The following is a 14,366-nucleotide window of genomic DNA, read 5'->3' as shown; positions in this document are numbered from 1 at the left end:
TCCCGACCAAGATGCAAATGTTGGTTTCAATCCGGGCGGCACGGGACAAAGATGGAGACATGAGCACTCCCTCTGGCTCGCCCCCGGCGGATCAGCCACCGCCGCCGCCTCGCCGTCCCGGGCCCCCATCCCGTACGACGACGAAAGACCCGGCGTCCAAGTTCACCCGTGCGGGCGCCTTGTGGTCGGCGCTGATCGCGGGATTCCTGATTCTGATCCTGCTGTTGATCTTCATCGCTCAGAACACGGCATCGACGGCGTTCACGTTCCTGGGCTGGCACTGGACGCTGCCGCTCGGCGTGGCGATCCTGTTAGGGGCGGTCATCGGCGGCCTGATCACCGTCGCCGCCGGCACCGTCCGGATTGTTCAGTTGCGCCGGGCGGCCAAGAAGAATTTGTCCGCCGTTCCCCGTTAGGTCAGCCGGGCGATCTCGGCCAGTCCGCGGGAGATCAACGGCGCCACCACCTCGGGCGCGTCGTCCGTCGAATCCGCCTTGCCGTCGGCCTGCTCGGCCATCCGACGACGGAAATCGATCCCGGCCGCGATGATGGCGAGCTTGAAGTACGCCAGCGCCATGTAGAACTCCCACTGCCCGAGCGGTTGCCCGGACACCAGCGAGTACCGGTCGGCCAATTCGTCGGCGGTGGGAAGCAGCGGGGAGGTCCACGCCGCCTGGGTGTCGATGATCAGGTCCAGCGCCGGATCGCGGTAGACGCACATCAGGGCCGCGTCGCTGATCGGGTCGCCCAAAGTGGACAGCTCCCAGTCCACCACCGCCCGCACCTGCGTCGGGTCCTGCGAGTCCAGGATGGTGTTGTCGATCCGATAGTCGCCGTGGACGATCGACACACGGCTCTGCTGGGGAATGCTTCGTTGCAGCGCGGCATGCAGGCGCTCGACGTCGTCGTCGCGGCGGTCGTCGGGCAGCCGCACCAGCTGCCATTGCGATCCCCACCGCCGCACCTGACGTTCCAGATATCCGCTGGGTTTGCCGAAGTCGCTCAGCCCGACGGAGTCGGGGTCGACATTGTGCAGGTCCACCAGGACGCGGATCAGCGCATCGACGCAACCGTCGATGGCCCGGCGGCCCAGCGACTCCAGCTGAGCACGACGGCGCACCACCTGCCCGTCAACGAATTCGACGATCTGGAACGGCGCGCCCAACACCGACTCGTCGTCGCACAGGGCAACCGTGCGCGCCACCGGAACCGGGGTGTCCTGCAGTGCGGCAACAACCTTGTACTCGCGGCTCATGTCGTGCGCCGAGGGCGTCAGCCCGTGCAACGGCGGTCGCCGGACCAGCCAGCTCGTGGCGTCGTCGTACACGCGGAAGGTCAGATTGGAGCGGCCGCCGGAAATGAATTCGCCGCGCAGCTCCCCGTCGCGTGCAATGTCGAGTGAACGCAGGTACCGGTCCAACGCGGGCAGGTCGAGCCCGTTGAGTCGGTCAGTCGAGGTCACCGAACTTGTTTACCACCGACCAACTAGGACCGTTGATTCCGGGGCAACAGGTCCCAGACGTGTTCGGTGCCGTTGACCGACGCCACCGTCGCCTGACCGGACCGGGAGAACAGCAACCGGGTCACCGAGGCGTAGTCGATGGGGAAGGACAACAGCCGGGCGGTGCCCAGGATGTCGTGCAGCACGACGTTGATCACGCCGCCGTGGCTGAACGCCGCGATCGTCTCATCCGGGTCGGCGGCGGCGACCAGGTCGTCGATTGCCGCGCGGACCCGGGCGCGAAACGCGTCCTCGTCCACGGTGCTGGGCAGGTGCCCTTGCGACATGCGGGCCCATTCCTGCGGGAACTCGGTGCGGATCTGCTCGATCGGGATGTAATGCGGCTGGTCGCGGTCGTATTCGGCCAGACGATCGTCGATTTCGATGGATAACCCCCGAGCCGCCGCGACCGGCTCCGCGGTCTGGATGGCGCGCCGCTGGGGGCTGCTGACCAGACGCGTGACCGGGAACCGGTCCAGCGCCTCAGGCAGGCGCGCGACCTGCTCAAAGCCGGTGTCGGACAATTCCGGATCGGAACCCTCGCCGTGATCGCTGCGCAGCGGCAAGGCATGCCGGATCAGGAGCAGTTGCATCCGGCAAGCCTCGCATGCGCGGATCCGCCGGTCGCTCATGCGGCGGAGAATGCTATTCTCCCAGCGGAGATTGGGGCGTGCGGATGATGGCGATTGCCGGTGACGTGTTGGGGCGCTGGCTGGACGCCAACGGCGCCCCGGGCCAGGGCGAGGAACCGGTACTGGATCAGCTCAGCGGTGGCTCGCAGAACACTTTGTACCTTGTGCATCGCGGTCCCGAGCGGATGGTGCTGCGGATGCCGGGCCCGCGCGCCGATGCGGCCCGGATCGACGGGTTGTTGCGCGAGATCCGGCTGGTGCGGGCGCTGCGCGGGACGGACGTGCCGCATGCGGAGCTGATCGCCGCCGACGAAACCGGCTCGGTGCTGGGCCTGCCGTTCTACGTCATGCGCGCGATCGACGGCTGGAGCCCGATGGACGGCGGCTGGCGAGCGCCGTTCGACACCGACCTGCAGGCCCGGCGCGGACTGGCGTTCCAGCTTGTCGAGGGTGCCGCGAAACTCGGCCGGGTGGACTGGCGCGCGCAGGGCCTCGACGGCTTCGGGCGTCCCGAGGGCTTCCATGACCGGCAGGTGGACCGCTGGCTGAAGTTCCTCTCGGCCTACCAGGTGCGCGAGCTACCCGGGCTGGACACCGCGTCGGACTGGCTGCGCCGCAACCGTCCTGCGCACTACACGCCCGGCATCATGCACGGCGACTACCAGTTCGCCAATGTGATGTTCGAGCATGGGGGGTTGGCGCGACTTGCCGCGATCGTGGACTGGGAGATGACCACGGTCGGTGATCCGTTGCTGGACCTCGCCTGGGCGCTGCTGGGTTACGACGGTGAGGAACCTCGCGCCGATGGCTTTTACCTCGATATGGCCGGGATGCCCAAACGCGGTGAATTGTTGGAGCACTACGAGTCGATCAGCGGATTGTCCACCGAGAACATCGATTACTACCTGGTGTTGGCGAATTGGAAGCTGGGCATCGTGTTGGAGAAGACGTACGCGGCAGGGGTGCGGACGGGGCGGGTCGATCCGAAGATCACCGACGCGTTCGGACCGATGATCTTGCAGCTGATTGCGACGGCGGCCGAACTATCCCGGACCGCTAAGGTGCACTGACATGGGTTATGCCGACCAGCTTTTCGACTTGACCGATCAGGTGGTGCTGATCACCGGCGGCAGCCGCGGGTTGGGCCGGGAGATGGCGTTCGGCGTGGCGCGCTGCGGGGCCGACGTGGTGATCGCCAGCCGCAACATGGACAACTGCGTGGCGGTCGCAACGGAGATCGAGACCGAAACCGGGCGCGCCGCAATGCCTTACCAGGTGCATGTGGGACGCTGGGACCAGCTCGACGGTTTGGTCGAGGCGACGTACGACCGGTTCGGCAAGGTCGACACCCTGATCAACAATGCCGGCATGTCCCCGCTCTACGGCAAACTGTCCGACGTCACCGAGAAGCTCTACGACTCGGTGTTCAACCTGAATCTCAAAGGCCCGTTCCGCCTTTCGGCGCTAGTAGGTGAGCGGATGGTGGCGGCCGGCCGCGGCTCGATCATCAACGTGAGTTCGGCGGGGTCGTTGCGCCCGAGTCCGGACATCGTGCCCTATGCGGCGGCCAAGGCCGGGCTCAACGCGATGACCGAGGGTTTCGCGCGTGCCTTCGGTCCGGCGGTGCGGGTCAACACGCTGATGGCCGGACCGTTCCTGACCGATGTGAGCAAAGCGTGGAATCTCGATGAGCGGGGCGCGGAGATGTTCGGCCACCTGTCGTTGAAGCGCGCGGGCAGCCCACCCGAAATCGTGGGCGCTGCGCTGTTTTTGGCGTCTGAAGCTTCCAGTTTCACCACCGGTTCGATCGTGCGGGCCGATGGCGGCATTCCCTGATAGGGGCAGATAGGAGCATCCGATGGCATGGGACTTTTCCACCGAGCCCGAGTTCGAGAAGAAACTGCAGTGGGTCCGCGAATTCGTCCGCGAAGAGGTCGAGCCGCTTGAGGTGCTGTTCCCGGGCTGCGAGTTCCTGCCCCTGAACGAGGAACGGCGAAGAATCGTCGACCCCCTCAAGCAGCAGGTGCGCGATCAGGGCCTGTGGGCGCCGCATCTGGGCCCCGAACTCGGCGGGCAGGGCTTTGGCGCGGTGAAGTTGACCCTGATCAACGAGATCTTGGGCCGCAGCCCATGGGCGCCAATCATATTCGGAACCCAGGCGCCCGACACTGGCAACGCGGAGATCCTAGCCCGCTTCGGCACCCAGGAGCAGAAGGACCGCTACCTGGCCGGCCTGCTGTCCGGCGAGATCTTTTCCTGTTTCTCGATGACCGAACCGCAGGGCGGCGCCGATCCGCGCGTCTTCAACACCCGCGCAGTACAAGACGGGGACGAGTGGGTGATCACCGGCCGTAAATTCTTCTCCTCCAACGCATCCGTCGCCTCGTTCTTCATCGTCGTCGCGATCACCGATCCCGACGTACCGGTCCACTACGGCGCCTCCACATTCCTGATTCCGGCAGGAACACCGGGTCTGACCATCGAGGCCAACCACCACCTGGTGGGATCGGATCCCCATGAACCGGGACACGCCCTGGTCCGCTACGACGACGTGCGGGTGGGCGCGGACGCGCTGCTGGGTAAGCCCGGCCAAGGCTTCCTGATCCTGCAGACACGGCTGGCGGGCGGCCGGCTGCATCATGCGATGCGCTCGATCGGGTTGGCCCAGCGGGCCGTCGAGATGATGGCTCGGCGCGCGAAAAGCCGTTACACCCAGGGCAGTTCGCTGGCCGACAAGCAGCTTGTGCAGGAATTCATCGCCGACTCCTACACCGAACTGACACCTTTCCGGCTTACCGTCCTGCACGCCGCTTGGCTGATCGACAACGGTGACGAACGCGCGGCCCGCGCCGAGATCGGCGTCTGTAAGATCCTGGCCTCGCAAGTGCTCAAATCCATTGCGATGCGGGCGATCCAGGTGCATGGTGCGCTCGGGCTCAGTGACCAGCTGCCGTTGGTGAACATGCTGCTCGGCGGCATTGCGCTCGGACTGGCCGACGGGCCGACCGAGGCACACAAGGTCAACCTGGCCCGCATGCTGCTCAAGGGCTACGAGCCCGAGCAGGGCGAATGGCCCAGGGAGATGCGCGACATCCGCCGCGACGCCGCCCGGGCCAAGTACGGCGACCTGATCGATCGCATTCCGGCACTGCCGGGTTCACCGTGAGCGATCGGGTCACCGCGGCCGTCGAGCGCGCCCTCGACGATCGGCAACGCGAGGCCACCGAGGAGGTGGAACGCATCCTGGCCGCGGCGGTTCGCGTGATGGAGCGGGTGGCGCCCGAGCCGCCCCGGGTTAGCGACATCGTCGCCGAGGCCGGGTCATCGAACAAGGCGTTCTACCGATATTTCGCCGGGAAGGACGATCTCATCCTGGCGGTGATGGAACGCGGCGTCGGGATCGTGGTGTCCTACCTGCAGCATCAAATGGCCAAGCAATCCCGTCCCTCAGACAAGGTTGCGTGCTGGATCGAGGGCACCGTGGCCCAGGTCGCCGACCCGCAACTGAGCAGCATGAGCAGTGCCGCCGCGAGGCAGCTGTCGAATGGTCTTGTCGCTGACCAACAGATGCTGCGGCCGCTGCGTGAACTGCTGGTCGAGCCGGTCACCGCCATGGGCAGCTCGGACGTAGACCGCGATGTCGACGCGGTCTACGGCTGCACGATTGCCATGATGCGACGGTATCTGGGCTCGGCTGACCGGCCGGGCGCACCGGACGTCGAACATTTAGCGCGGTTCTGTCTGCGCGGACTGGGAGTTGATTGATGCGCGCGATCGTGTGCAATGCCTACGGCCCACCGGAGGACCTGGTACTGACCGAGGTCGCGGATCCGGTACCGGCGCCGGGCCAGGCGTTGGTGCGGGTACACGCCGCGGCGGTCAACTTCCCCGATGTCCTGTTCGTTGCGGGCAAGTACCAAGTGCGGATTCCGCCGCCGTTCACACCGGGCAACGAGATCGCCGGCGAGGTGGTGGCGGTCGGCGAGGGGGCACCGTTGCAGCCGGGCCAGCGGGTCTTCGGTACCACGTTCGGGGCCTTCGCCGAACTGGCACTGCTTGATGCAACCATCGCGCAGAGAGTGCCCGACGGCGTCGACTTCGCTTCGGCGGCGGCCTTCGGGGTGACCTACCGCACCGCATACCACGCGCTGCGGTCGGTAGCCCAAGTGACAGAGGGTGATTGGGTGGTGGTCCTGGGCGCCGCCGGCGGTGTCGGCCTGGCCGCCGTCGATCTGGCAGTGGTCATGGGGGCACGGGTGCTGGCCGCCGCGTCCAGCCCGGAGAAGTTGCAGTTGTGCCGCGAGCGCGGGGCGCAGGCCACCGTCGACTATGACAACGAGGACTTGAAGCTACGCATCCGCGAACTCACCGGGGACGCCGCGCGCGTCGTGCTTGACCCGGTCGGCGGGCCCTACGCGGAGCCGGCGTTGCGAGGCCTGGCGCGCGGGGGCATATTCGTCACCCTGGGCTATGCGGCGGGTGCTATTCCGGCGATCCCGCTCAACCTGGTGATGCTCAAGGACGTCACCATCCGGGGCATGGAGATCCGCACCTTCCTGGACGACTATCCGCAGGAGTGCACCCGCGATATCACCGAGCTGTCGCAGCTATTCGCCGACGGCAAGATCCGCCCCTACATTGGTGCCCGCTTCCCGCTGGCCGAGACCGCCGCAGCCCTACGGTATGTCGCCGACCGCAAAGTGCTGGGCAAGGTGATCATCGACGTCACCTGATGTGTGCCGAGCAGACGCGAAAAGTACCCTTGCGGGGGCCGATTTGGGGGCTTTGGCGTCGTCGCGAGTGGGGGTGGCGCGCCGCAGTCAGGGGGTGACGATGTTGAACTTCGCGTCCGGTTGTTCGAGCACCGCCAACAGCGATTGCAGGGCCGCCTGGTCACCGGAGAGCTCGAGCCCAGGCGAAGCGAAGTCACCGATCGCGACGAGCAATAACCGAATCTTGTTCGCCAGCTTGACCGTAACGGTCGCGGTGGCGGGGTCCGCGGCCGTCTTGCGGTGTACCAACACACCGTTGCGCAGGGTCAGCCGGTAGTTCGTGGCGACGTCGTCGAACGTCACGTCGATGGCGATGTCCAGGTCCCAGCTGCCCGGCCCGTTCACCCTGATGGCCAACCCGTCGAAGACCTGTTCGGGTGTCAACTGCGCCAGCAGCGTCGGCGAACTGACCTGAGCCGCGGTGCCGAAGTTGCCTATCCGCAGCTCAGTCGCACCGCTCATGAAAAAGTTGCGCCAGGTGGCATTCTCCGCACCGTAGCCCAGCTGCTCCAAGGTGTCCGCGTACAACTCGCGCGCCGCGTCGTGATGCTGGTCGGTGAACATCGCATGGTCGAGCAACGTTGCCGCCCAACGGAAGTCACCCGAATCGAAGGCGGTACGGGCCAGCTCGACCACCCGGTCCAGACCGCCGAGCGCATCGACATAGCGGGGCCCCGATGCCTCGGGCGGATGCGGCCACAACCGGCCAGGATTGCCGTCGAACCAGCCCATGTAACGCTGGTACACGGCCTTGACATTGTGGCTGACCGATCCGTAATACCCTCGGGCATGCCAAGCCTGGTCCAGTGCCGGTGGCAGCTGGAACATTTCGGCGATCTCCACGCCGGTGTGGCCCTGGTTCAACAGCCGCAACGTCTGATCGTGCAGGTAGGCGTACAGGTCCCGCTGCAGCGACAGGAATTCGACGATGCGCTCGTGGCCCCAGGTCGGCCAGTGATGGGAGGCGAACACCACGTCGGTGCGCTCGGCGAATGCGTCGATGGCTTCGGTCAGGTAACCCGCCCAGGCATGAGGGTCACGGACCAGCGCACCGCGCAGCGTCAGCAGATTATGCAGATTGTGGGTGGCGTTCTCGGCCATGCACAGCGCGCGAAATTGCGGGAAGTAAAAGTGCATTTCGGCCGGCGCCTCGGTGCCGGGCGCCATCTGGAATTCGATCTCGACACCGTCGATAGTGTGTGTCTCCCCCGTGGTCCGGATGTCCACCGTCGGGACGATCAGCCCCACCTCGCCGATGGACGGCGTCTGGCCCAACCCGCATCCCACTTGTTCCTGCGGGCCGCGCGCCAGTTGTGAGCCATACATATAGGTCGCGCGGCGCAACATTGCCGGGCCCGCATACACGTTCTCCTGCACGGCATGTGCGGTGAAGCCCTCGGGTGCCAAGATCGCAACCTTGCCCGCGTCGACATCGGCCTGCGACGTCACGCCCAGCACGCCCCCGAAATGGTCCACATGGCTGTGGGTGTAGATCACGGCGACGACGGGCCGGTCGCCGCCACGGTGCGTGCGATACAGCTCCAGCGCCGCGCGGGCCACCTCGGTGGACACCAGGGGATCAATGACAATGACCCCGGTGTCGCCCTCGATGAAGCTGATGTTGGAGATGTCGAAGCCTCGGACCTGATAAATGCCCGGCACCACTTCATACAGACCCTGCTTGGCGGCCAGCGTCGACTGCCGCCACAGGCTGGGGTGCACCGAGGTGGGCGCGGGGCCGGTGAGGAAGGAGTACACGTCGTTGTCCCACACCACCCGGCCGTCGGCGGCCTTGATGACGCATGGCGACAGGGCGGCGATGAAGCCGCGGTCGGCATCCTCGAAATCCCTTGTGTCGTCCAGAGGTAGCGTGTGCGCGCGGTGTGCCGATTCGATGACCGCGGTGGGCGGCTTGTGCTCCATCGCCATAACCTTGCCAAAAGCGACCAGCCTCGAATAGGCAGAACGAATTTTTCGTCGTACCTAGAATTTCGTCCACTTACCGCGCATACTGCCGGGGCGGTCCTCAAAGACGATGGGCCGGTTTACGGGCAAAGGAGCACGAGTGAAGCGTGGACTGACGGTCGCGGTAGCCGGAGCGGCCATTGTGGTTGCGGGTCTTTCCGGATGTTCGAGTGACAAGCCGAAATCGGGTGGCGGGTCATCAAGCGCGGCAAGTAGCGGAGGCGGCAGCGCCTCTGGCACAAAGGTCCTCATCGACGGGCAGGACCAGCACGTCACCGGGTCGGTCGTGTGCACGACGGCGGCCGGGAATGTCAACATCGCGATCGGCGGGCAGGCGGCCGGCATTGCCGCGGTGCTCAGCGACGCCAATCCCCCGGAGGTCAGGTCCGTGGGACTGGGCAGCGTCAACGGTGTCGTGCTGGGTTACACCGCCGGAACCGGCCAGGGCAAAGCCGAAGCCACCAAGAACGGCAACGCCTACAAGATCACCGGAACGGCAACCGGTATCGACGCGGCCAATCCGATGTCACCGGTCAACAAGCCGTTCGAAATCGACGTCACCTGCTCCTGACAAGCTGACGTCCTAGCCTGACGACGACGCGGACGGCTGCCGTCCATTGCTCGGCAGCCGTACCGCGAATTCGGTGTGTCCGGGCGCGCTGTTGACGGTGATCGTTCCATTGTGAGCCTTGACGACGGCCGACACGATCGCCAGACCCAGTCCGGTGCTGCCACCCTTTCGGGACCGCGAGGTGTCGCCGCGAGCGAACCGTTCGAACACCTCCGACTGCTGGTCCTTCGGAATTCCGGGGCCGTTGTCGATCACCTGCAATAGCGTGTGCGTCGGTTCGGCGCTGAGGCGGGTGGTGACGACGGTGCCCGGACCGGTGTGGATGCGGGCGTTGGCGAGCAGGTTGGCCACCACCTGATGCAGCCGGGCCTCGTCGCCGGTGACCATCACCGGTTCCGGCGGCAGGTCGAGTTCCCACTGGTGATCGGGCCCGGCGATGTGTGCGTCGCTGACGGCGTCGACCGCCAACCGGGACAGATCCACCGGTTCGCGTTCCAGGGGTCGCCCGGAGTCCAGCCGGGCCAGCAGCAGCAGGTCCTCGACCAGGCGCGTGATCCGTTCGGTCTCCGACGCCACCCGGCTCATCGCGTGCGCCACCGCTTCCCGATCATCACCCATGCGCTGCGCCAACTCGGTGTAGCCGCGGATCGCGGCCAGCGGCGTACGCAGTTCATGGCTGGCGTCGGCGACGAATTGGCGAACCCGGGTCTCACTGGCCTGCCTCGTCGAAAGCGCCGCCGCGATGTGGTCCAGCATCCGGTTGAGCGCCGAACCGAGTTGGCCTACCTCGGTGGCGGGGTTGGCATCGGGCTCGGGTACCCGGACGGGCAGCTCGACCTCACCGCGGTCCAGCGGCAGGTCCACCACCTTCGTCGCGGTCTGGGCGACCCGCTGCAGCGGCGCCAGCGCCCGCCGGATGATCGCCGCGCCCGCACTGGTCGCCGCGATCAGCGCGACCAGCGTCACGATGCCGAAGATGATGAGCATCCGAAATTCGGTGGCGTCGATGTTGGACATGGACAGACCGGTGACGATGACGTCGGTCCGGTTGCGGCTGGGGGCGGCGACGACGCGGTAGCGCCCGAGGCCGTCAAGGTCCAGGGTGACCGGTGTGCGACTGCCGGCGATCTGCTCGAGCTGATGCTGGGCGGTCGGTGTCAATGCGTCCCGGGCCCCACTGCCGGTCAGATATCCGGCATCGACGGTCCTGCCGTTGCTGACCACCGCTGCGACCATGCCGGCCGGCTGACCCGGCGCGTCGAGAAACCTTGGGCCCGGGCCGGTCTTGACGTAGCGCGGTTCGTGACGACGTGGCGGCTCGGGATACAGCAGCGACGAACGGTAGGAGGTGCCGCTGAGTTGACTGTCGAGTTGAGCCACCAAATGGTGACGGAGCGCCAGTTCGGTGGCCGCGGTGATGCCGACGCAGACGATGGCCAGCACAGCAACCTGGCCGACCAGCAGCCGCAGTCGCAGCGACCAGACCCGCGGCCTGCTAGCGCGCCGGCTTGAGGACATAGCCTGCGCCGCGCAGCGTGTGGATCATCGGTTCGCGTCCGCTGTCGATCTTCTTGCGCAGGTAAGAGATATAGAGCTCGACGATGTTGGAGCGCCCGCCGAAGTCATAGCTCCACACGCGGTCCAGGATCTGCGCCTTGCTCAGCACCCGCTTGGCGTTCCGCATCATGAACCGCAGCAGCTCGAACTCGGTGGTAGTCAACGAGATCGGTTCGCCGGCGCGGGTCACCTCGTGGCTGTCTTCGTCGAGGACCAGATCGCCGACCACCAGCTGGGCGCCGCTGTCGACCGTGGTCACTCCGGTGCGGCGCAGCAGCGCGCGCAGCCGCAGCACGACCTCCTCGATGCTGAACGGCTTGGTGACGTAATCGTCTCCGCCAGCAGTTAATCCGGCGATTCGGTCTTCCACCGCGTCCTTGGCAGTGAGCAACAGGACCGGCAATCGGGGATTCTCCCGGCGCAGTTTCTGCAAAACTTCCAGGCCGCTCATGTCGGGCAGCATCACGTCCAGGACCACCACATCGGGGCGCTCGGCGCGGGCGGCAGCGATGGCCGAGGATCCGTCACCGGCCGTCGCGATGTTCCAACCCTCATAGCGCAACGCCATCGACACCATTTCGGCGAGAACGGGTTCGTCGTCCACCACCAGAACGGTGACCGGTTGGCCGTCGGCGCGGCACATCACCACGCGTTCAACGGAACTTCTGGGAGCCGCCACGGGTTCCAGTATCCGTACCCGGATAGGGCAACGCTATGGCATCCCTGTGCTTGAGCTGTGAAACACAAACGGCCGCGTGACCGCCAGTGCGGTCACGCGGCCGTTTCCCCGATGCTGTGTTAGTACCAGTAGCGCCTGCCGGCCACCGGGCGGCCGACCGAACCCATGGCCCACATCACCGCGCCAACAATGAGCAGAATCACCCCGAGCACGGTCAACAAATGCACGCCAAACACAAATCCAAGGATGAGCAGGATGGCACCGACGACAATCATGGCGATTTCCTTTTAACTAGCAGGGATGTGATCAATTGATTGCAGGGCGCTCGGCTGCGGTAACTGCGGCGCGTGGCAATCCTTTACTTTTGGATTTACGCCCATGTAATTCAAAGGTCCGGCAATCACCGTGACCGCAACGGTTCCCGCTGAGGCACAACTGGTTTCCTGACCTTTGAAGTAGCCGCGCTGCCAGGCTGCGAGGATCCCTATGAGCAGCCAGATCAACACAATCGCGCCTAGAATTCCGCGACCTCGCACCATAGCGGCCTCCGTTGTTCCCGAAACAATTCCCGTGCAGCACAGCGTTGCCCGTTGTACGCGTGCCTAAACATGAAAAGGGGCGTAATCTCGGCCCCCCAACTCGTTCTAAGCGGGGTGATCGGCGAGCCACATTGCGGCCCGCCTTTTGGAGGCACGGGACAACCACGCGTCCTGAATCAGCTCCGCCAACTCGGTGACGCTGATTTCGCCCAACCGGGCGGCACGCACCAGCACCGAGGGGTGCCCGTCGAAATGGCTGGTGCTGAAAAATGGCGAGTCGGGGTCCTGGATCAGCGCCAGCTTGTCGCTCTCGGACTCCACCCACAACATGATCACGTCGGGGTAGCGTTCCCCGGTGGTCGGATCGACCGCGTCCGGTTGCGGAGTTCGGAAGAACACGAACGACTTTCCGCCCACCTGATAAATCGAGTTACCCTTTGGGCCCGCCAGCTTCTTGACGTGCGGCATCGCGGCGGCGAGCCGGTGCACATCGCTGACTTTCGCGGGCCGATCAGCCATGCCCGCGACGATACCGGCGGACATGGCTGTCCCCGCTGTAGCATGGGCGATCGGTAAGGGGTTGCAGTAGAGGGGGATTGCGCCGCGGTGGCTGACACGTTGTTCGCCGATGTCTCGGAATATCAAGTGCCAGTTGATGATTCATACCCCTACCGGGTCTTGTCGATCCGGGTCAGTGACGGCACCTACCGGGACCACAATTTCGCACGCAATTACGCCTGGATGCGGGATGCCCTGGACAGTGGGCGACTGACGTTCGGGATCGTGTACACCTACGTCCGCCCGAACTGGCTGGCCAATGCCAATACGGTGCGCTCGATGATCGACGCCGAAGGCGGCCTGCACCCACGGGTGGCGCTGATGCTCGACGTCGAGTCCGGGGGCAATCCGCCGGGCGACGGGTCGAGTTGGATCAACCAGCTGTACTGGAACCTCGCCGACTATGCGGGATCGCCGGCCCGAATCATCGGTTACGCCAACGCCTATGACTTCTTCAACATGTGGCGCGTGCGCCCACCCGGGCTTCGCGTCATCGCCGCGGGCTACGGATCCAACCCGAATCTGCCCGGGCAGGTGGCCCACCAGTACACCGACGGCAACGGCTACAGCCCGAACTTGCCGCAGGGCGCGCCGCCGTTCGGGCGGTGCGACATGAATTCCGCCGACGGGCTGACACCGCAACAATTCGCCGCCGCGTGCGGCATCGGGACGAACGGAGGACCGCTGATGGCACTCACCGACGATGAACAAGCCGAACTGCTGACCAAGGTGCGGCAGATTTGGGATCAGCTGCTCGGCCCGGACGGTACCGGCTGGCCACAGTTGGGGCGCAACAGCCAAGGCCAGAATCTGACGCCGGTCGATGCGATCGCCGCCATCAAGAAGGATGTGGAGGGAAGTTCGGGAGCGGAGGCTTAAGCGCCGGGCTCGCCGAACACCACACCGCCGGCGCCGCCGGTTCCGTCGGAGCCGTCAATCCCGTCAACGCCTCCGGCTGGCCCGCCTTCGCCACCGGCTCCGCCCTGACCTCCGCCCCCGCCGTTGCCGATCAGCCGGGAGGCGCCGCCGTTACCGCCATCGCCGCCGTTGCCACCGGGCTGCCCGTTAAGGCCGACGCCGTTGATACCGGTCGCGCCCCCGCCACCGCCGGCCCCACCCGCGCCACCGTTGCCATAGAACCAGCCACTGCTTCCACCGGCCCCGCCGTTGCCGCCGGCCCCGCCGGCACCCGGTACAGCGAGGTCGGTCACGACCGCACTCGCACCGGCCCCGCCGTTCCCGCCGGCCCCACCGTCGCCGATCAGCAACCCGCCAGCGCCACCGGCACCGCCGACACCGCCGGCACCTCCCAGGACACCGCCGGCGATTCCACCGTCACCACCCGCACCGCCGGCAGCACCAGCGCCGAACAGCCCAGCCCCGCCACCGGCGCCGCCCGCACCCCCGGTTCCCCGACCAACGCGAAGAAGGTAGTGCCGTCGGATCTAAGGCCGCGACCCGCGCCGCCGGTGCCGCCCTGCCCACCGACTCCCGCGTTGCCGGCCAACCATCCGCCCCTGCCGCCGCCGCCCCCGTCTCCGCCGTCTCCGGCAACGCCGGGCTGAAATGCGCCGGCGCCGGTCTGACCGCCC

Annotated in this window: 17 protein-coding genes and 1 pseudogene; 8 read left to right on the top strand and 10 right to left on the bottom strand. The window is 66.2% G+C overall.

Annotation, left to right across the window (positions count from 1 at the left end; all coding sequences use genetic code 11):
- Positions 1–59 precede the first annotated feature (59 nt).
- The gene (locus tag BN972_RS22250; RefSeq protein ID WP_036362611.1) at positions 60–416 is read left to right on the top strand and encodes a LapA family protein; all 357 of its coding nucleotides are present in this window, start codon (positions 60–62) and stop codon (positions 414–416) included.
- Here BN972_RS22250 and BN972_RS22245 read toward each other — a convergent pair.
- Together BN972_RS22245 and BN972_RS22240 are read right to left on the bottom strand one after the other, a co-directional pair.
- Positions 413–1,462 (bottom strand): phosphotransferase family protein, encoded by a 1,050-nt coding sequence (locus BN972_RS22245; protein WP_036362610.1) that lies wholly within the window; start codon positions 1,460–1,462, stop codon positions 413–415. The genes BN972_RS22250 and BN972_RS22245 overlap by 4 nt on opposite strands.
- A 23-nt stretch (positions 1,463–1,485) precedes the next feature.
- The gene (locus BN972_RS22240) at positions 1,486–2,094 is read right to left on the bottom strand and encodes a histidine phosphatase family protein (protein ID WP_036362609.1); all 609 of its coding nucleotides are present in this window, start codon (positions 2,092–2,094) and stop codon (positions 1,486–1,488) included.
- Positions 2,095–2,177: 83 nt separating this feature from the next.
- Between BN972_RS22240 and BN972_RS22235 the strand changes: the two genes are divergently transcribed.
- Genes BN972_RS22235 through BN972_RS22215 form a run of 5 tightly spaced genes read left to right on the top strand, consistent with a single transcriptional unit; the run spans position 2,178 to position 6,866 of the window.
- The gene (locus tag BN972_RS22235; protein WP_036363722.1) at positions 2,178–3,203 is read left to right on the top strand and encodes a phosphotransferase family protein; all 1,026 of its coding nucleotides are present in this window, start codon (positions 2,178–2,180) and stop codon (positions 3,201–3,203) included.
- Position 3,204: 1 nt separating this feature from the next.
- A complete protein-coding gene (locus tag BN972_RS22230; protein ID WP_036362607.1) occupies positions 3,205–3,969 on the top strand; it encodes an SDR family NAD(P)-dependent oxidoreductase in 765 nt (254 codons plus the stop codon).
- 22 nt (positions 3,970–3,991) lie between these two features.
- A complete protein-coding gene (locus tag BN972_RS22225) occupies positions 3,992–5,299 on the top strand; it encodes an acyl-CoA dehydrogenase family protein (RefSeq protein ID WP_036362606.1) in 1,308 nt (435 codons plus the stop codon).
- Positions 5,296–5,898, top strand: coding sequence for a TetR/AcrR family transcriptional regulator (locus BN972_RS22220; RefSeq protein ID WP_036362604.1), 603 nt, complete (start codon positions 5,296–5,298; stop codon positions 5,896–5,898). The genes BN972_RS22225 and BN972_RS22220 overlap by 4 nt, the downstream gene beginning before the upstream one ends.
- A complete protein-coding gene (locus BN972_RS22215; protein ID WP_036362603.1) occupies positions 5,898–6,866 on the top strand; it encodes an NADPH:quinone oxidoreductase family protein in 969 nt (322 codons plus the stop codon). Before BN972_RS22220 ends, BN972_RS22215 begins: the two co-directional genes overlap by 1 nt.
- Positions 6,867–6,953: 87 nt before the next feature.
- On the opposite strand, the gene BN972_RS22210 is transcribed toward BN972_RS22215, so the two are convergent.
- Positions 6,954–8,834 (bottom strand): alkyl/aryl-sulfatase, encoded by a 1,881-nt coding sequence (locus tag BN972_RS22210; protein WP_080697085.1) that lies wholly within the window; start codon positions 8,832–8,834, stop codon positions 6,954–6,956.
- A gap of 136 nt (positions 8,835–8,970) precedes the next feature.
- On the opposite strand from BN972_RS22210, the gene BN972_RS22205 reads away from it, so the two are divergent.
- Entirely contained in the window at positions 8,971–9,441 is a 471-nt protein-coding gene (locus BN972_RS22205) for a lipoprotein LpqH (protein WP_036362602.1), read from the top strand.
- A gap of 12 nt (positions 9,442–9,453) precedes the next feature.
- Here the strand turns inward: BN972_RS22205 and BN972_RS22200 are convergent, their stop codons facing one another.
- From BN972_RS22200 to BN972_RS22190, 5 genes are all read right to left on the bottom strand, one after another.
- Positions 9,454–10,959: a sensor histidine kinase gene (locus BN972_RS22200; protein WP_036362600.1), complete on the bottom strand. Its 1,506-nt coding sequence runs from the start codon at positions 10,957–10,959 to the stop codon at positions 9,454–9,456.
- A complete protein-coding gene (gene tcrX, locus BN972_RS22195) occupies positions 10,937–11,641 on the bottom strand; it encodes a two-component system response regulator TcrX (RefSeq protein WP_036363717.1) in 705 nt (234 codons plus the stop codon). The genes BN972_RS22200 and tcrX overlap by 23 nt, the downstream gene beginning before the upstream one ends.
- A gap of 155 nt (positions 11,642–11,796) precedes the next feature.
- Entirely contained in the window at positions 11,797–11,952 is a 156-nt protein-coding gene (locus tag BN972_RS29815; RefSeq protein WP_099051174.1) for a DUF6131 family protein, read from the bottom strand.
- 12 nt (positions 11,953–11,964) lie between these two features.
- A complete protein-coding gene (locus tag BN972_RS28475) occupies positions 11,965–12,216 on the bottom strand; it encodes a hypothetical protein (RefSeq protein ID WP_080697084.1) in 252 nt (83 codons plus the stop codon).
- Between the two features lie 105 nt (positions 12,217–12,321).
- The gene (locus BN972_RS22190) at positions 12,322–12,735 is read right to left on the bottom strand and encodes an MmcQ/YjbR family DNA-binding protein (RefSeq protein ID WP_036363713.1); all 414 of its coding nucleotides are present in this window, start codon (positions 12,733–12,735) and stop codon (positions 12,322–12,324) included.
- Positions 12,736–12,822: 87 nt separating this feature from the next.
- Here BN972_RS22190 and BN972_RS22185 point away from each other — a divergent pair, with 87 nt between their 5' ends.
- A complete protein-coding gene (locus BN972_RS22185; RefSeq protein WP_036362599.1) occupies positions 12,823–13,653 on the top strand; it encodes a hypothetical protein in 831 nt (276 codons plus the stop codon).
- Here BN972_RS22185 and BN972_RS31280 read toward each other — a convergent pair.
- Positions 13,650–13,985 (bottom strand): hypothetical protein, encoded by a 336-nt coding sequence (locus BN972_RS31280; RefSeq protein WP_158497700.1) that lies wholly within the window; start codon positions 13,983–13,985, stop codon positions 13,650–13,652. The genes BN972_RS22185 and BN972_RS31280 overlap by 4 nt on opposite strands.
- Positions 13,986–14,156: 171 nt before the next feature.
- Positions 14,157–14,366: pseudogene (locus BN972_RS31405) on the bottom strand (hypothetical protein); the annotation flags it as partial.

The sequence above is a fragment of the Mycobacterium asiaticum DSM 44297 genome, assembly GCF_000613245.1.
Taxonomy (GTDB): Bacteria; Actinomycetota; Actinomycetes; order Mycobacteriales; family Mycobacteriaceae; genus Mycobacterium; species Mycobacterium asiaticum.
Note: the sequence above shows the minus strand (reverse complement) of the source record. Positions and strands in the feature narration are given on the sequence as shown.

Coding starts and splice junctions, on each gene's coding strand:
- BN972_RS22250 (WP_036362611.1), top strand. CDS start 60: ATGAGCACTCCCTCTGGCTCGCCCCCGGCGGATCAGCCACCGCCGCCG.
- BN972_RS22240 (WP_036362609.1), bottom strand. CDS start 2,094: ATGCAACTGCTCCTGATCCGGCATGCCTTGCCGCTGCGCAGCGATCAC.
- BN972_RS22235 (WP_036363722.1), top strand. CDS start 2,178: ATGATGGCGATTGCCGGTGACGTGTTGGGGCGCTGGCTGGACGCCAAC.
- BN972_RS22230 (WP_036362607.1), top strand. CDS start 3,205: ATGGGTTATGCCGACCAGCTTTTCGACTTGACCGATCAGGTGGTGCTG.
- BN972_RS22225 (WP_036362606.1), top strand. CDS start 3,992: ATGGCATGGGACTTTTCCACCGAGCCCGAGTTCGAGAAGAAACTGCAG.
- BN972_RS22215 (WP_036362603.1), top strand. CDS start 5,898: ATGCGCGCGATCGTGTGCAATGCCTACGGCCCACCGGAGGACCTGGTA.
- BN972_RS22210 (WP_080697085.1), bottom strand. CDS start 8,834: ATGGCGATGGAGCACAAGCCGCCCACCGCGGTCATCGAATCGGCACAC.
- BN972_RS22200 (WP_036362600.1), bottom strand. CDS start 10,959: ATGTCCTCAAGCCGGCGCGCTAGCAGGCCGCGGGTCTGGTCGCTGCGA.
- tcrX (WP_036363717.1), bottom strand. CDS start 11,641: ATGTGCCGCGCCGACGGCCAACCGGTCACCGTTCTGGTGGTGGACGAC.
- BN972_RS29815 (WP_099051174.1), bottom strand. CDS start 11,952: ATGATTGTCGTCGGTGCCATCCTGCTCATCCTTGGATTTGTGTTTGGC.
- BN972_RS28475 (WP_080697084.1), bottom strand. CDS start 12,216: ATGGTGCGAGGTCGCGGAATTCTAGGCGCGATTGTGTTGATCTGGCTG.
- BN972_RS22190 (WP_036363713.1), bottom strand. CDS start 12,735: ATGGCTGATCGGCCCGCGAAAGTCAGCGATGTGCACCGGCTCGCCGCC.